Here is a 14,398-nt window from a genome sequence, read left to right as displayed (position 1 = left end):
CTTCGCGACATCATCGCGATTCTGGGTATGGACGAACTGGCTCCGGAAGACAAGCTTCTGGTGTCCCGTGCTCGTAAGATCCAGCGTTTCCTGTCGCAGCCGTTCTTCGTTGCGGAAGTGTTTACCGGTTCGCCCGGCAAGTACGTCCCCCTGAAGGAAACGATCAAGGGCTTCAAGATGATCGTGGCTGGCGAGTGTGACCATCTGCCCGAGCAGGCCTTCTACATGGTCGGCCCGATTGAAGAGGCCTTCGAAAAAGCGAAGACCCTCTAATCATCGCGACCATCGCCCGGCGGTGCTTTCAGGAGCTCCGCCGGATCGAGGAGGATACTAGCTATGGCAATGACCATTCACGTCGATATCGTCAGTGCGGAAGAACAGATCTTTTCTGGTCTGGCCGAGTTCGTGGTGCTGCCCGGCGAGGCTGGTGAGTTGGGCATCATGCCCGGCCACATGCCGCTGATGACCCGTATCAAACCGGGTGCTGTGCGCGTCAAGGTGCAGAATCAGGCTGAAGAGGAACTGGTTTTCGTGGCCGGCGGTTTGCTGGAAGTTCAGCCGAATCTGGTCACGGTGCTTGCAGATACGGCCATCCGTGGCAAGGATCTGGATGAGGCAAAGGCGCTGGACGCCAAGCGTATTGCCGAAGAGGCCCTGCAGAATCAGGATTCGGCCTTGGAGTACGCAAAGGCCCAGTCCGAGCTGGCTACGGCGTTGGCCCAGATCGCAGCGATCAACAAGCTGAAGAAACGCGGTCACTGATCGAAGCGATACGTTGTAATGTAAAAAGGGCAGTCCGAGAGGACTGCCCTTTTTACATGAGTGTCCAGCAGCGGTTGAAAGTCCCGCCAGTGATTACTGCGAAACAGGTCAGGCGTGAATCGGAGCGGAAAGCCGATGAACGAGCACTGGATGGAAGGTGCAGGGAAACCGGGCGAGCAGGCACGCTCCGGAAGCTGCCGTGAATATCTCGCGCAATGACTGCCAGCCTGCCAATCCTGCATCCCTTATTGACCCGACATTCTCTGCCCGGTCATGGTCTCCATTTGGATCCAGCGCGACATTCCGTTGAAAACGGCTGGCGACTCAACATGCCTAAGTGAGTCGGGTGCCGTAGAGGCGTGGGCGCCACTTCTTGTGCTACGGATGGTCTGAACGGCTGGAACTGCCTGATGTAGACCCGCCTCCCGGGGCGTGTTGGAGTGTGCGGCTTGGCGTGACTACGTTGCCCCGATTTTCTTGATTGAACGGGACGCCGTGGTTCAAGCTTTCGATTCGAGTTTTCGCAGGCGCTTTTCGAGGCGGGCAAGGCCATCGCGCAGGTCGGCAGTGGAACGGGAAAAATCGTCCAGGGCCGGGCGCTTTACGATGATCGGCTGCTCTTCGCTGAAGTATTCGGCCAGATTCTCGATGACGTTCTGTGCGGTCTGGCGATGCCAGCCGACGACGTTGCGCGCGAGGCCCACGACGCGATGGGCGGCGATATCACCGATAAACCGTGACAGCGCTTCCTCGCCGTCCCAGTGCAGCTTGCGCAGAACGAAACCGAGGGCGTCGGCGAAGTCGGCGTTGCCGCTGATGCGGATGTCGGCCATCAAGGCGTCGGCTCCGCCCAGCGCCTTGGTCATCGAGGCGAGCGGGATTTCGAGGGAAACGTCGGGTTCGGTGGTGACGGCTTCGGTGAAATAGCCTTCGTTATCGATACCCAGGCCGATTTCGAGCGGGCTAAGGTGGAATACCGCCGTGCGGCCGGCAAAAGGTGTCAGGCGTTCGCGCGCCCATGGTGCGTCGGCGAGAAGGTGGTTGAGGCCGGCAATGGCTGGCGAGGCGAGCATCTCGACTCCGGTATGTAAAACGGGGACCGCAGCCCCCGCATGGTGAATCTGTGCGGAAACGGAGCTCAGACCTTGTAGCCGCGGTGCAGGGCGACGACGCCGGCGCTCATGTTGAAGTACTCGACGCGGGCGAGGCCGGCCTCTTCCATCATGGTCTTGAGCGATTCCTGGTCGGGGTGCATGCGGATGCTTTCGGCCAGATAGCGGTAGCTTTCGGCGTCGTTGGCGACTTTTTCGCCCATCATCGGCAGCAGTTTGAAGGAGTAGAAGTCGTAGGCCGGGGCGAGGGGTTTCCAGACCTTGGAGAATTCCAGCACCAGCAGGCGCCCGCCCGGTTTGAGGACGCGGCGCATTTCGGTGATGGCCTGATCTTTGTGGGTCATGTTGCGCAGGCCGAAGGCAACGGTGACGACATCGAAATGATTGTCGGGGAAGGGCAGCTTTTCGGCGTCGCACTGGGCGACGGGAAGGAGGAAACCCTTGTCCACCACGCGATCCCGGCCGACGGAAAGCATGGCGTGGTTGATGTCGGTGAGCCACACCTGGCCGGTGGGGCCGACCTTTTTGGCGAAGGCGAGGGACAGGTCGGCGGTGCCGCCAGCCACGTCGAGCACCTTGTCGCCCTTGCGGACGCCGGCGATCTGCACGGTGAAGGCTTTCCAGAGGCGGTGTAGGCCGAGGGACATGAGATCATTCATCACGTCGTAGCTGCCGGCAACGGATGAGAACACGCTGCGGACCTTGCCTGCCTTTTCGGATTCGGCCACTTGCTGGAAGCCGAAATGGGTCGTCTTGTCGTTCATGATCGGAATTTGAATCGCTATCGGTTGGCCGGGCGCCTGGCCCGACGGGAGTTCAGTGGCTGTGACCGCAGCCGCCGGCCTTCGGGGCGGGCGGCGGGAGATCGGCCGAGTCGCGGCTGCCACCTTCGGCGGCGAGGCGGGTGAGGTAGGTTTGCCAGAGATCTTCCTGGCGCTCACCGATGTCGTAGAGGTAATCCCAGGAGTACAGGCCGCTGTCGTGTCCGTCGGAGAACACCGGGCGAATCGCGTAGTTGCCGACGGGCTCGACGCGGGTGATGTCCACGTCGCGCTTGCCGAGCTGAAGGACTTCCTGGCCGACTCCGTGGCCACGCACTTCTGCGGACGGCGAGTGGACGCGCAAAAACTCGTAGGTGAATTCGAAACGCTGGCCGTCGTCGAAGGCGACTTCCATGATGCGCGAACGTTGGTGCAACTTGATCTCGGTGGGGATGGGATCGTTCTTGCGAAGGCCGGCCATGTCGGGTTCCGTCGTCTGAATGCTTAACCTGGCTATGATACTAGAAGGCGCCGGCTCTGCCCGGCTGCGTGGCTTGCTGCGGCGTGTTGCAATCCGGTGACCTGTCATTAAAAGGTAAACTAGCTGCAATACACTGGCTGCGTTTTGTAATGCCACCGAGGTTTGCATGCCCGCTACGATCCTGCTCGTTGAAGACGAACCCGCAATCCAGGAACTGATTTCCGCCAATCTCATGCGCGCAGGGCACCATGTGCTCCGGGCCGGGGATGCCGAAACGGCCCAGCGCATCGTCCGCGAGGCTCTGCCGGACCTGATTCTCCTCGACTGGATGTTGCCCGGGATGTCGGGCGTGGAGTTTGCCCGTCGCCTGCGCAACGAGGAGCGGACCCGCAGCATTCCGCTGATCATGCTGACTGCCCGCGGCGAGGAGCAGGATAAGGTGATGGGCCTCGAGTCCGGCGCTGACGACTACATCACCAAGCCGTTTTCACCGCGTGAGCTTGTGGCCCGCATCAAGGCGGTGCTGCGTCGCCGGGCCCCCGAGACAACCGAGGACACGGTGTCGGCAGGTGATTTGCGCCTCGATCCGGCAACCCACCGCCTGACCGCCGGCGGCAAGCCGGTGACCCTCGGCCCGACCGAGTTCCGCCTGCTGCACTTCCTGATGACCCACCCCGAGCGGGTCCATTCCCGCGCCCAGTTGCTCGACCAGGTGTGGGGCGACCACGTTTTCGTGGAGGAGCGCACCGTCGATGTGCACATCCGCCGCCTGCGCTGCGCGCTGGAACCTAGCCTCCACGATGGTCTGGTACAGACGGTGCGCGGTAGCGGCTACCGCTTCTCGACCCAGCAGGAAAGCCCGGCGGTGGCGCGATAATTCGTGACTGAACACTCTGTGGAAGGGATGGCCGTAACCCGTCCCATCAGCTACATCCGCGTGGCTGTCTTCACGGTGCTGGCACTCATCGGCCTCGTGGCGTTGGCTGTCGGCGTGTTCTTCGGTGCGGTGCCGGCGCTGCTGACCTTTTCGGCGCTGCTGCTTCTGGTCGGTGTCTATCACGTCGGAAACCTTTTCAAGCTGGTGCGCTGGCTGCGTACTCCGGTTGACGAGGCGGCGCCGCTGCCCCGCGCCTTCGGGTTGTGGGACAACGTTTTTGCCGAGGTGAATCTTCGCTCGCGCAGCGCAAGTACCAAGCAGGAACGCCTGTCGGCCGCCCTCGAGCGTTTCCGCGAGGCCAGCCAGGCAATGCCGCACGGGCTGATGTTCCTGTCCAACACTCATACCATCGAGTGGGTGAATCGGCAGGGTGAGCAGCAGTTCGGACTCGATCGCGCCCGCGATCAGGGCGCGCCGGTGACCAATATCGTCCGTCAGCCGGATTTTGTGCGTTACCTGAAAGAAGGCAACTACGAGGAGCCGCTGACCTTCACCGCAGGCCGTCCGATCAGCCGCACGCTGATGGTGCATGTGGTGCCCTTCAGCGAGAACATGCGTCTGCTGATGTCGGAAGACATCACGCAGGTCGAGCGCGTGGATGCCATGCGGCGGGATTTCGTCGCCAATGTGTCCCACGAGATGCGCACGCCATTGACGGTGGTGACGGGTTTTCTCGAGACCGTGATCGACGGGCTGGACGACCTGGACAAGGAGGATATCCGCCACTACCTCAACCTGGCCTTCGAGCAGGCCGGCCGCATGCAGCGCCTCATCCAGGATCTGCTGACGCTGTCGGCGCTCGAAACGGGCGAGCCCATCCTCCACGAAGAGCCGGTCGATGTGGCCTTGCTGCTTGAAGAGGTGTGCCAGGAGGCCGAGCTGGTTTCCTCGGGCCGCCACAAGATCGAGCTGGATTGTGGAACCCGTGCGCGCCTCCTTGGCAATGCCAAGGAGCTTTACAGCGCGTTTGCCAACTTGGCGATCAACGCGGTGCGCTACACGCCGGCCGGGGGCCACATCCGCGTCGGCTGGCATCAGCGGGGCGCGGTGGTGGAATACACGGTGGAAGACGACGGCATCGGGATTGCGCCGGAGCACATTGCCCGTCTGACGGAACGTTTCTACCGGGTCGACCGTGGGCGCTCGCGGGAAACCGGTGGCACCGGGCTGGGGCTGGCCATCGTCAAGCATGTGCTGAGCCGCCACCAGGGCGAGCTGCTGATCGACAGCGAGCCGGGCCGTGGCAGCCGCTTCACGGCATCCTTTCCGGTGAGGCGGCTGGTGGATTGAGGCGCGCGATAACCGGCAGATAAAAAAACAACGGGGCTGTATCGGCCCCGTTGTTCTTGGTAATCCGTCAGCGCTCAGCCTGCGATGAACTCGTAGGTGGCCTGATCGAAGTTGGTGCCGCGGGCGACCAGGGCGGTCACCCGGATCTTGTGGGCTTCGCCGTTGTGCATTTCGATGACCCGGTCGGCATGGAACCAGCCACCCGGCAGCACGATGGTTGCCGGAGCCCGCATCGCGGCGATTTCCGGCAGCAGAAAACCCTGGGCGTAGGGCTCGTGGGGGTTGATGTTCACGCCGGTGGTGCGCACCGCCACCGCAGTGGGCAACCCCGCCAGCAGGTGGATGCCGGCCATCAGCGTGCCGTCCGGTTCGTACATCAGCCAGCTGACCTGGCCAAGCAGGTACTGGTTGCCGTCGCCAGGCTTGATGCCGACCATCTGGTGGTGTTCGATGCGCTGGCCCGCGTGCCTGCGCTGGAGGCGGAAGCCGGAGACAGAATGGTCGACGGTGATCCAGTCATCGATCGCAAAACCGCGCCGCATGGCTTCGGCTTCCGGGTTGGTGATGTCGGGAACCTCGTCGTCCACGCGGGCGCCGAAGGTGATCACGTTGATGTCGTAGCGGCTGCCTATGGTCTGGCGCCGGTTGGGCGGGGTGAAATCCTTGCCCGACACCAGCAGGCCGATGGCGTCCCAGTCGGTGCAGATCTTGTTACTGCCCTTTTTGCTGCGTCGGGGAAAGCGCCGGCCGGCAGCCGACATGCCCCACGGGCGATACAGCGAGACGAGGAGGCGCGCGCAGGCGGGCTGCGAGCAATCATCGCCAAGGCCGAGCGAGGCTGGCGTGGTGCCCTGCTTGAACTCGGCCAGCATGGCCTTGATCTGGGCCGCCAGGCGGTGGCCGTCGAAGCGGCGCATGCCGGGACGCGCGCCGATCAGCGCGATGGGGCGCAGGCCGTGGTCTTCGCTGAGGTCGAGCCCGTAGGCGCGGGCGTCGTCCTTTTCCCAGGTGCTCTGCATGATGCAGTAGGGGGCGAAGCGCTGGGCCCAGCGGCAGATCCAGTTGAGTTCGCGCTGGTTGCGGCCGTAGGGGTTGGTGAGATCGACCAGCAGCAGCGCGATGTAGGCTTCGTCGGGGCTCTGGGCTTTCCAGGTGTTGTTGAGCGGGTCGATGACCCGGCTATGGGTGATGCCGGCGCGTTCGGCCTCGAGGAAGGCCGCATGCACGGCTTTCCAGGCGCCCGGCGGTTCGGCGCGGTGGGCGCGGAAATATTCGATGATGACCTGGCCGAGATACTGGATGCGGCGCTGGGCCAGCAGCGGCCACTGGGCGCGGAACTCGTCGGTGCCGCTGCCGCTCTCGGCGAGGCGCGCGTAGGCGGTGCTGAGGGCTGTCCAGAGGCGTACGACCTGGCGCAGCGTGGCGTCTTCCTGGCTATCTGGCGGTAGCGGGTGGGCGGCGTAGCGGGATGACATTTCGTGCTGGACGAAAGTGATCGTCTGGCGTGCCGATTCGAGCACTTCCAGTTGCTCTTCCGGCCCGAGCGGGCTGGCCAGCAGGCCCTCCAGCATGCGCACCAAGGTGACGTGGCTTTCGGCGGCATTGAGGGTGTGCAGGTTGCGCAGGAGCTTGCGGTACTGCTCCACGCTGCGCAGGTCGGTGTAGGTCTGGGCGCTGTCCGCCATGGATGGGATCTCCGGATTCAGCCGGCAATATGCTCGGCGATGGCGTTGCGTACGGCCAGGGCAAGGCGTGCATCATCGACCCGCGGGGCCGGCGAGCTGCCGCCCTTGCGCTGGGCCGCACCCCAGACGGGCTGGGGAAAGTGGCGGTCGTCGAGATAGCGCGGGATGAGGTGCCAGTGCAGGTGGGGAACGACGTTGCCGAAGCTGGCGAGGTTGATCTTGTCGGGGCTGAAGCATTCCCGCAACGCAACCTCGACGGCCATCAGGATGTTGAAGCAGTGGCGCTGTTCGGCGGGCGAGAGGTCGCTCATTTCAGCGACGTGTTCGTTCCAGATCAGACGGCAATAGCCGGGGTAGTCCGGATCGTCGATACGGATCACTCGGCAGCTGGCGTCGTGCCAGAGCACGTTTTCCCGTTCGGGGAAGCACAGGGGGCAGTCTTTTGGAGCGCTTGTCGGCATGACGGTTTTGAGCCGGAGTGTTACGAGATATCCGGCGATTCTAGCCCGGATGGATCGCAAATTTTCATTGTCAATCGGCTGTTACGCAATTCATAAAAAATGAACTACTTGGCAATTTTGACATTAATTGCTCAGGCCTGTGTCGGCGTGCTGTCGGCGAAGGCAAATGTGCCGGCCGGTCCGGCGTTTACGGGGGCGCCGTCGACGAAGAGCATCAGGGTTCCGGGGGTGATCGGCGTCCAGGTTTCGTTGTCGGTCAGGGGCGTGGTGGCGACCACGGCCACCCGGTCACCCGGGGTGGTCAGTTCGGTGAAATCCACGGTGATGTCCTGATCCTTGAGGTGGGCGCTGGCAAAGGGTGCCTGGCGGACGATGTAAGTGAGCCGCGAGGCGCAGTGGGCGAACAGGCAGGCGCCGTTGGAGAGCAGGAAGTTGAATTCACCAAAGCTGCCGATTTCAGCGGCAATCTGCCGGATCGCTGCAAACAGCGTGTCGCGGGACGGCTCGCCGTCGGGAAAGCGGCGCCGCAGGCTTTCCATCAGGTAGCAGAAGGCCAGTTCGGAATCCGTCTGGCCGACCGGCCGGAACTCGCCATGCAGTGCGGGCTGGAAACCCTTGAGGTTGCCATTGTGGGCAAACACCCAGTAGCGCCCCCAGAGTTCGCGCTGGAAAGGGTGGGTGTTTTCAAGGGTGATGATGCCCTGGGTGGCCTTGCGGATGTGGGCGATGACGTTGAGCGAATGGATCGGGTAATGGCGCACCAGCTCGGCCACCGGCGAGGCGCTGCTGGCCTTCGGGTCGAGGAAGACGCGCACGCCGCGGCCCTCGAAGAAGGCGATGCCCCAGCCGTCGCCGTGCACGTCGGTGAGGCCGCCACGGGCCTGGAAGCCGGCGAACGAGAAGCAGATGTCGGTCGGGGTGTTGCAATTCATTCCAAGTAACTGGCACATGATCGTGATCTTTGTTTTGCGGTGGCCCTTGACCGCGTGCTCGGTCAGAATGAGGCGTGGTGAGAAGGATAAATGGGGCGAGTATGCCGGTGCGGGGCACCGAAACGCGCCTCGCCCGTCTCCCCACACTTATATCTTCGCTGATACACCATGACAAACATCACCTTAGCCGACTACGCCGGCCAGATCGAGTCCGCGGGTCGCCTGCTGTCGACCGCAAGGCGCATCCTGTTCATCACCGGCGCCGGGCTGTCTGCCGATTCCGGTCTGCCGACGTATCGCGGCGTGGGGGGATTGTATGAGGGCGGGCTGACCGATATCGGCTTGCCGATCGAAGAGGCCATGTCCGGCGCGATGTTCCAGCTGCGGCCGGACATCACCTGGCGCTACCTGTCGCAGATCGAGTCGAGCTGTCGCGGTGCCCATCCCAACGCCGGCCATTACGCCATTGCGCGGCTCGAGGCCATGCACGGCACGGTGACGGTGCTCACCCAGAATGTGGATGGCTTTCACCTGGATGCCGGTTCGCGTGACGTCATCGAGATGCACGGCACGCTGCGCCGCCTGCGCTGTGTGGATTGCGGCCGTTCGCGGCATGTGAACAACTATGCCGGCCTGTCGATTCCGCCGGATTGCCCCCATTGCGGCGGCATGTTGCGGCCCGACGTGGTGCTGTTTGGCGAGAGCCTGCCCGACCAGGCGGTGCATCGCTTCGAGCAGGTGCTGGCCGCCGGTCCGGACATGATCGTGTCGGTCGGTACCGGCAGCTCCTTTCCGTATATCGCCGGGCCGATGCTGTGGGCGATCGAGCATGGCATTCCGACCATCGAGATCAACCCCGGCGGTACGCCGCTCAGCGACAGCGTGATGTTCCGCTTCCGTCTGCGCGCGGCTGAAGTTTTGCCGGCGCTGCTCGACGCCGGCGGTTATTCGCTGGACAGCGGCCGCGACGCCCGCGGCTGAGCGGATGCACATCCTTCACGGCTGCCAGAGCCACCCATTTCAGCCCGGCTACGCCTAGAATCGCGCCTTTCGTCTTGCCCCCGCTTGCCGTGGACCTTGCCCGCCTTCTCGCCCAGATCGATGACACCCTGCTCGGTGAGCTGTTTTCCGCCAGTGCGCTCACCCGGGCGCGCGCCTACGTGGGGCGGGTGCGCAACATCGAGACGGCCGGCAACCAGATCCAGGGCCTCGTGCAGGGTACCGACACGGTGCCCTACCGGGTTACGGTGCGCATCGAGCGGCGCGAGTTCTTCGGCAAGAGCAGCATCGAACTTTCCACCCGCTGCACCTGCCCGGTGGGCCACCGCTGCAAGCATGCCGCCGCGCTGATCCTCGCCGCCCGCCGCCCCGGCACGCTGATGGACCGTCCGCGGGCGGAGATTCTGGCCTGGGCCAAAACCCTGGGCGAGCGCATCGACAAGGCCAACGCCAAGCGCAAGCCGGCGGCCAGAAAAGAGGGCATCTTCTACCTCTGCAGCGCCTGGCAGAGCGGCGAGGACGTGGAGTTCAGCCTGCTCAAGGCCCGCCTTGGTCCATCGGGCGAGCCGGCCGGCGCCATTGGCGACTGGTACAACTACGAGCAGGCGCTGCTCAAGCCGCCCTCCTTCGTGCTTGACGAGGACATGCAGGTTTTTCGCCAGCTGCGTGAAATGAGCCGGCGTGGCGGTGGCTACGGCCGGCCGGTGCTGCGCGGTGCCGAAGGGCGCGCCCTGCTCGAAGCCGCGCTCGCCACCGGGCGAACCTGCGTGGCGCTCGACGACAGCGGCAATGTTTCTCCCCTGGCCGCCGGCCCGGCCCGCCCAGGCCGGCTCGAATGGGTGCCCGGCGAGAACGGCCTCAAGGCCCGGCTGGTGGTCGAGCCGCCGTCCCAGCTGGTGATCCGCACCGAACCGCCGATGTACATCGACGCCAGCGCCTGCGAGGCCGGGCGGGTGACGATCGAAGGCGGCGCGGCGATCGCCGAAGTGCTGGCGCTGCCGCCGCTGTCGCCCGTCGAATTGCCGCTGGTGGCCAGTGCGCTGGCCCAGGTGGCGCCGGAACTGCCCTCGCCGCAAGGCGCTGGCGTCGCCGAGCTGACACCCATCGACGCCCCTTGCCGGCCGCTCCTCAACCTGCAAACCCTGCACTGCTGGAGCTGGCGCAAGCATCGCGGCTATCCGGTGGATTTCGCCGGCCAGGAATACGACGTGGCGATTCCCGCCTTCGCATACGGCGACGCGCGTTTCGAGCCCGGCTCGACCCACGACGTGGCCAGCCTTCCCGACGGCCGCGCGGTGCGCGTGCTGCGTGACCCGAAACGCGAGGCCACCGCTTGGAAGGCGCTCCTGGCCGCGGGTTTCCAGCCTGTAAAGCCGGCCTGGCTGGTCACTGCCGGCCCGCGTCCGGAGGGCATTTTCGGGCTGGAGAGCGAAGCGGGCTGGACGCACTTCTTCAGTCTGATTGCCCCGGCCCTGCGCGCCGCCGGCTGGCAGATCGACTGCCCGAAGGATTTTCGCCACCGACTGCTGGAGCCCACCGACTGGCACGTGGACATCCTCGATGCCGACGACGACGAAGGTGCCGGCACCGGCTGGTTCGAAGTGTCGCTGGGCGTCGAGGTGGATGGCCGCCGGCTCGATCTTGCGCCCATGCTCCACGCCGTTTTCCGCCGGGATCCGCGCTGGCTCGACCGCAAGCAGCTCGACGCCATCCGCGACGACGCCCGCGTCATCATCCAGCTTGAAGACGGCGAACGCGTCGCGCTGCCCGTGGAGCGCATCAAGCCCATCGCCCGCACGCTGGTCGATCTGTTCGACAGCCCGTCGGCCACGCTCAAGGTGTCGCGCTTCGACGCCCCGCGCCTGGCCGAGGCCCTTGGCGACAACTGGCAAGGCGAAGGTCGCGGCCGCCTCGACGACTGGATCGAGCGCATCCGCAGCGCCGAAAAGATCGCCCCCGTCGCCGCGCCCGCCGGCTTTGCACTCGAGCTGCGCCCCTATCAGCTCGAAGGCCTGGCCTGGCTGCAACACCTGCGCGAGCACGGCCTCGGCGGCATCCTGGCCGACGACATGGGCCTTGGCAAAACCGCCCAGACCCTGGCTCATCTGCTCACCGAAAAACACGCCGGCCACCTCGCCAGGCCCGCGCTCATCGTGCTGCCGACTTCGCTCGTCTTCAACTGGCAGCGCGAGGCCGAACGCTTTGCGCCGGATCTCAAAGTGCTCAGCCTGCGCGGCACCGGGCGGGCCGATGCGTTTGCGAAGATTCCCGACCACGACGTCTGCCTCACCACGTATCCGCTGTTGTGGCGCGACCGCGAGCAGCTGGCCGCCCACACCTACCATTTGTTGATTCTCGACGAAGCGCAAACGGTGAAGAACGCCGCCAGCCAGGCCGCCCAGGTCATCCGCACGCTCACGGCCGAGCACCGCCTGTGCATTACCGGCACGCCGCTCGAAAACCACCTGGGCGAGCTGTGGAGCCAGTTCGATTTCCTGCTGCCGGGCTTTCTCGGCGACAGCAAGGATTTTGCCGCCCGCTGGCGCAACCCCATCGAAAAGCGCGGCGACCTGGTGCGCCGCGACATCCTGGCCCGCCGCATCGCGCCGTTCATCCTGCGCCGGCGCAAGGATGAGGTGGCGAAGGAACTGCCGCCCAAGACCATCGTCGTGCGCAGCGTCGAACTCGAAGGCCGCCAGCGCGATCTCTACGAAACCGTGCGCAGCACCATGGACAAACGTATCCGCGACGAAATTGCCGCCCGCGGTTTCGCGCGCAGCCAGATCGTCATCCTCGACGCGCTGCTCAAGCTGCGCCAGGTGTGCTGCGACCCGCGGCTGCTCAAGAGCGACGCCGCCGCCAAGGTGAAGGAGCGCGCCAAGCTCGACCTGCTGATGGACATGCTGCCCGAACTGGTGGCCGAAGGCCGCAAGCTGCTGCTGTTCTCGCAATTCACCGGCATGCTGGCGCTGATCGCCGCCGAACTCGATGCCCGCAAAATCGCCTACGTCGCTCTTACCGGCGACACCGTCGACCGCGAAGTCCCGGTGCGCGCCTTTCAGGACGGCCCCACGCCGGTCTTCCTGATCAGCCTGAAAGCCGGCGGCGTCGGCCTCAACCTCACCGCCGCCGACACCGTGATCCACTTCGATCCGTGGTGGAACCCGGCTGTCGAAAACCAGGCCACCGACCGCGCCCACCGCCTCGGCCAGACCAAGGCGGTGTTCGTCTACAAGCTGGTGGTGGCCGGCTCCATCGAAGAAAAAATCCTCGCCCTGCAGGAAAGAAAAGCCGCGCTTGCCGCCGGCATCCTCGCCGAAGACCACGAAGGCACGGTGAAATTCGGCGAAGACGACATCCGCGCCCTGCTTGCGCCGCTGCCGGAGGCGAAAGACAGCGGGCCCAAAAAAAGCAGCCGGACGAAGGGGATGTCGGGTTAGCGCAACGTAACCCGACATCCTCGCAATCCCGTGTCGGGCCGGGAAAGCCTGAAGCAATCCCTTCTTCTGCGCGTCATTTCCCTGTCATGGCGCTCGACCAGATTGGTGCCTTTACCCTTTCGGGATCGAAGAGATGCTGCAGAAAAGCCTGATCGCCTCCACCCTCGCCGTCGTTGGCGGCTCCTTGGTCCTTTCCGCCTGCGGCGGCAGCGACAACAACGCCGAGGCCTGGCCCCCCACCCCGACCGTGATTGCCCACCGCGGTGCGTCCGCCCTGCGTCCGGAACACACCCTGGCCGCCTACCAGAAGGCCATCGACGACGGTGCCGACATCATCGAGCCCGACCTCGTCATCACCAAGGACGGCGTGCTGGTGGACCGCCATGAGAACGCCCTGTGCATTCTCAATGCCGACGGTTCGGTGAAGGAAGCCACCACCAACGTCGCCGAGCTGCCGGAATTTGCCAGCCGCAAGACCACCAAGGTCATCGACGGCACCACCATCACCGGCTGGTTCGCCGAAGATTTCACGCTGCTTGAACTCAAGACCCTGCGCGCCCGCGAGCGCATTCCGGCGATCCGCCCGGGCAACGTGCAGTACAACGACCAGTTCCAGATCCCGACGCTGCAGGAAGTCATCGACCTGGCCAAGGCCCAGACCAAGGCCACCGGCCGCACCATCGGCATCGAGCCGGAAACCAAGCACCCCAGCTACTTCAAGTCCATCGGCCTGCCGCTTGAAGCGCCGCTGCTCGCCACCCTGGAAAAGAACGGCTGGAACAGCAAGAGCGCGCCGGTGTTCGTACAGTCTTTCGAGGTTTCCAACCTGAAGGAAATCCGCCAGCAGAGCACGGTGCGCCTGGCCCAGCTGGTGTCCAGCAGCGGTCGCCCCTACGATTTCGTGCTGCAGGGCGCCGCCAACACCCGCACTTACGCCGATCTGGTGACCCCGGACGGCCTCAAGGAAATCGCCACCTACGCCAACGTGGTCGGCGCCTACAAGGATCTGGTGATCCCGGTGGTGAACGGCGCCCTCGGTACGCCCACCGCCCTCGTCACCAACGCCCACGCGCTGGGCCTGGCGCTGCACATCTGGACCCTGCGCCCGGAAAACAACTTCCTTCCGGCCAGCCTCAAGGCCGCGCCCACCACCGACCCCACCATGCGCGGCAACAGCATCACCGAAATCCAGACCTTCCTGAAGGCCGGGGTGGATGGCTTCTTCACCGACGATCCGGCCGTCGGCCGCGCGGCGGTGAATGGGCTGAAGAAGTAAGCCATGTAGATACTGTTACGCCCTGCGGGCTAACAGTATCTACGACTGCGCCGGGCTGTGATCAAACCCGGCGCCGGCCACTTAGTTTGCCGGGCCGAGGTGTTCCAGGCTCCGCTCCAAAATGGCAATCCACTCGTCAAGCTTCTCAAGCTGCCGCCCAGCGGATTTCAGCGTGCGCAAAATCTGCAAGGCCCGGCCCAGGTAGGCGTGGGCCTTGTCCGGCTCAAGCTGCGCCATGCGCGTCAATGGCACGACCAAGCCT

The 14,398-nt window shown here is 64.6% G+C and carries 13 protein-coding genes and 1 pseudogene; 7 read left to right on the top strand and 7 right to left on the bottom strand.

Going from position 1 to position 14,398, the window contains the following annotated elements; all coding sequences use genetic code 11:
- Together Q1W26_RS12560 and Q1W26_RS12555 are read left to right on the top strand one after the other, a co-directional pair.
- A pseudogene (locus Q1W26_RS12560) lies at window positions 1-273 on the top strand (F0F1 ATP synthase subunit beta); the annotation flags it as partial.
- Between the two features lie 63 nt (window positions 274-336).
- On the top strand, window positions 337-762 hold the full coding sequence (locus tag Q1W26_RS12555) for a F0F1 ATP synthase subunit epsilon (RefSeq protein WP_300440564.1): 426 nt from the start codon (window positions 337-339) through the stop codon (window positions 760-762).
- A 500-nt stretch (window positions 763-1,262) separates the two neighbouring features.
- Here the strand turns inward: Q1W26_RS12555 and Q1W26_RS12550 are convergent, their stop codons facing one another.
- The 3 genes from Q1W26_RS12550 to Q1W26_RS12540 form a co-directional block, all read right to left on the bottom strand.
- Window positions 1,263-1,835 carry a hypothetical protein gene (locus Q1W26_RS12550; RefSeq protein WP_300440561.1) on the bottom strand — a complete coding sequence of 191 codons (573 nt, stop codon included), beginning with the start codon at window positions 1,833-1,835 and terminating at the stop codon, window positions 1,263-1,265.
- A gap of 65 nt (window positions 1,836-1,900) precedes the next feature.
- A complete protein-coding gene (gene ubiE, locus Q1W26_RS12545; protein WP_300440559.1) occupies window positions 1,901-2,638 on the bottom strand; it encodes a bifunctional demethylmenaquinone methyltransferase/2-methoxy-6-polyprenyl-1,4-benzoquinol methylase UbiE in 738 nt (245 codons plus the stop codon).
- Window positions 2,639-2,690: 52 nt separating this feature from the next.
- On the bottom strand, window positions 2,691-3,116 hold the full coding sequence (locus tag Q1W26_RS12540; RefSeq protein ID WP_300440556.1) for a DUF971 domain-containing protein: 426 nt from the start codon (window positions 3,114-3,116) through the stop codon (window positions 2,691-2,693).
- A 166-nt stretch (window positions 3,117-3,282) separates the two neighbouring features.
- Between Q1W26_RS12540 and phoB the strand changes: the two genes are divergently transcribed.
- Both phoB and phoR read left to right on the top strand, forming a co-directional pair.
- Entirely contained in the window at window positions 3,283-3,993 is a 711-nt protein-coding gene (gene phoB, locus Q1W26_RS12535; RefSeq protein ID WP_300440553.1) for a phosphate regulon transcriptional regulator PhoB, read from the top strand.
- 3 nt (window positions 3,994-3,996) lie between these two features.
- A complete protein-coding gene (gene phoR / locus Q1W26_RS12530) occupies window positions 3,997-5,343 on the top strand; it encodes a phosphate regulon sensor histidine kinase PhoR (RefSeq protein WP_300440551.1) in 1,347 nt (448 codons plus the stop codon).
- Window positions 5,344-5,417: 74 nt separating this feature from the next.
- Here phoR and Q1W26_RS12525 read toward each other — a convergent pair whose 3' ends face one another.
- The 3 genes from Q1W26_RS12525 to Q1W26_RS12515 form a co-directional block, all read right to left on the bottom strand.
- The gene (locus tag Q1W26_RS12525) at window positions 5,418-7,028 is read right to left on the bottom strand and encodes a hypothetical protein (RefSeq protein ID WP_300440549.1); all 1,611 of its coding nucleotides are present in this window, start codon (window positions 7,026-7,028) and stop codon (window positions 5,418-5,420) included.
- 17 nt (window positions 7,029-7,045) lie between these two features.
- Window positions 7,046-7,489, bottom strand: coding sequence for an HIT family protein (locus Q1W26_RS12520; RefSeq protein WP_300440547.1), 444 nt, complete (start codon window positions 7,487-7,489; stop codon window positions 7,046-7,048).
- A gap of 131 nt (window positions 7,490-7,620) precedes the next feature.
- On the bottom strand, window positions 7,621-8,439 hold the full coding sequence (locus Q1W26_RS12515; protein WP_300440545.1) for a class II glutamine amidotransferase: 819 nt from the start codon (window positions 8,437-8,439) through the stop codon (window positions 7,621-7,623).
- Between the two features lie 150 nt (window positions 8,440-8,589).
- Here Q1W26_RS12515 and Q1W26_RS12510 point away from each other — a divergent pair, with 150 nt between their 5' ends.
- The 3 genes from Q1W26_RS12510 (at window position 8,590) to Q1W26_RS12500 (ending at window position 14,136) form a co-directional block, all read left to right on the top strand.
- The gene (locus Q1W26_RS12510; protein WP_300440542.1) at window positions 8,590-9,402 is read left to right on the top strand and encodes an NAD-dependent deacylase; all 813 of its coding nucleotides are present in this window, start codon (window positions 8,590-8,592) and stop codon (window positions 9,400-9,402) included.
- 74 nt (window positions 9,403-9,476) lie between these two features.
- The gene (locus tag Q1W26_RS12505) at window positions 9,477-12,860 is read left to right on the top strand and encodes a DEAD/DEAH box helicase (RefSeq protein ID WP_300440541.1); all 3,384 of its coding nucleotides are present in this window, start codon (window positions 9,477-9,479) and stop codon (window positions 12,858-12,860) included.
- A gap of 133 nt (window positions 12,861-12,993) precedes the next feature.
- Complete coding sequence (locus Q1W26_RS12500; RefSeq protein ID WP_300440539.1) at window positions 12,994-14,136, top strand: glycerophosphodiester phosphodiesterase; 1,143 nt, start codon at window positions 12,994-12,996, stop codon at window positions 14,134-14,136.
- Between the two features lie 81 nt (window positions 14,137-14,217).
- On the opposite strand, the gene Q1W26_RS12495 is transcribed toward Q1W26_RS12500, so the two are convergent.
- Window positions 14,218-14,398, bottom strand: a 181-nt coding sequence (locus tag Q1W26_RS12495) for a hypothetical protein (protein ID WP_300440536.1), incomplete at its 5' end; no start/stop codon positions are given.

The organism is Zoogloea sp., assembly GCF_030157465.1.
In the GTDB taxonomy this organism is placed as follows: domain Bacteria; phylum Pseudomonadota; class Gammaproteobacteria; order Burkholderiales; family Rhodocyclaceae; genus Zoogloea.
The sequence above is the reverse complement of the archived record's forward strand: the minus strand, read 5'-3'. Positions and strand labels throughout refer to the sequence as shown.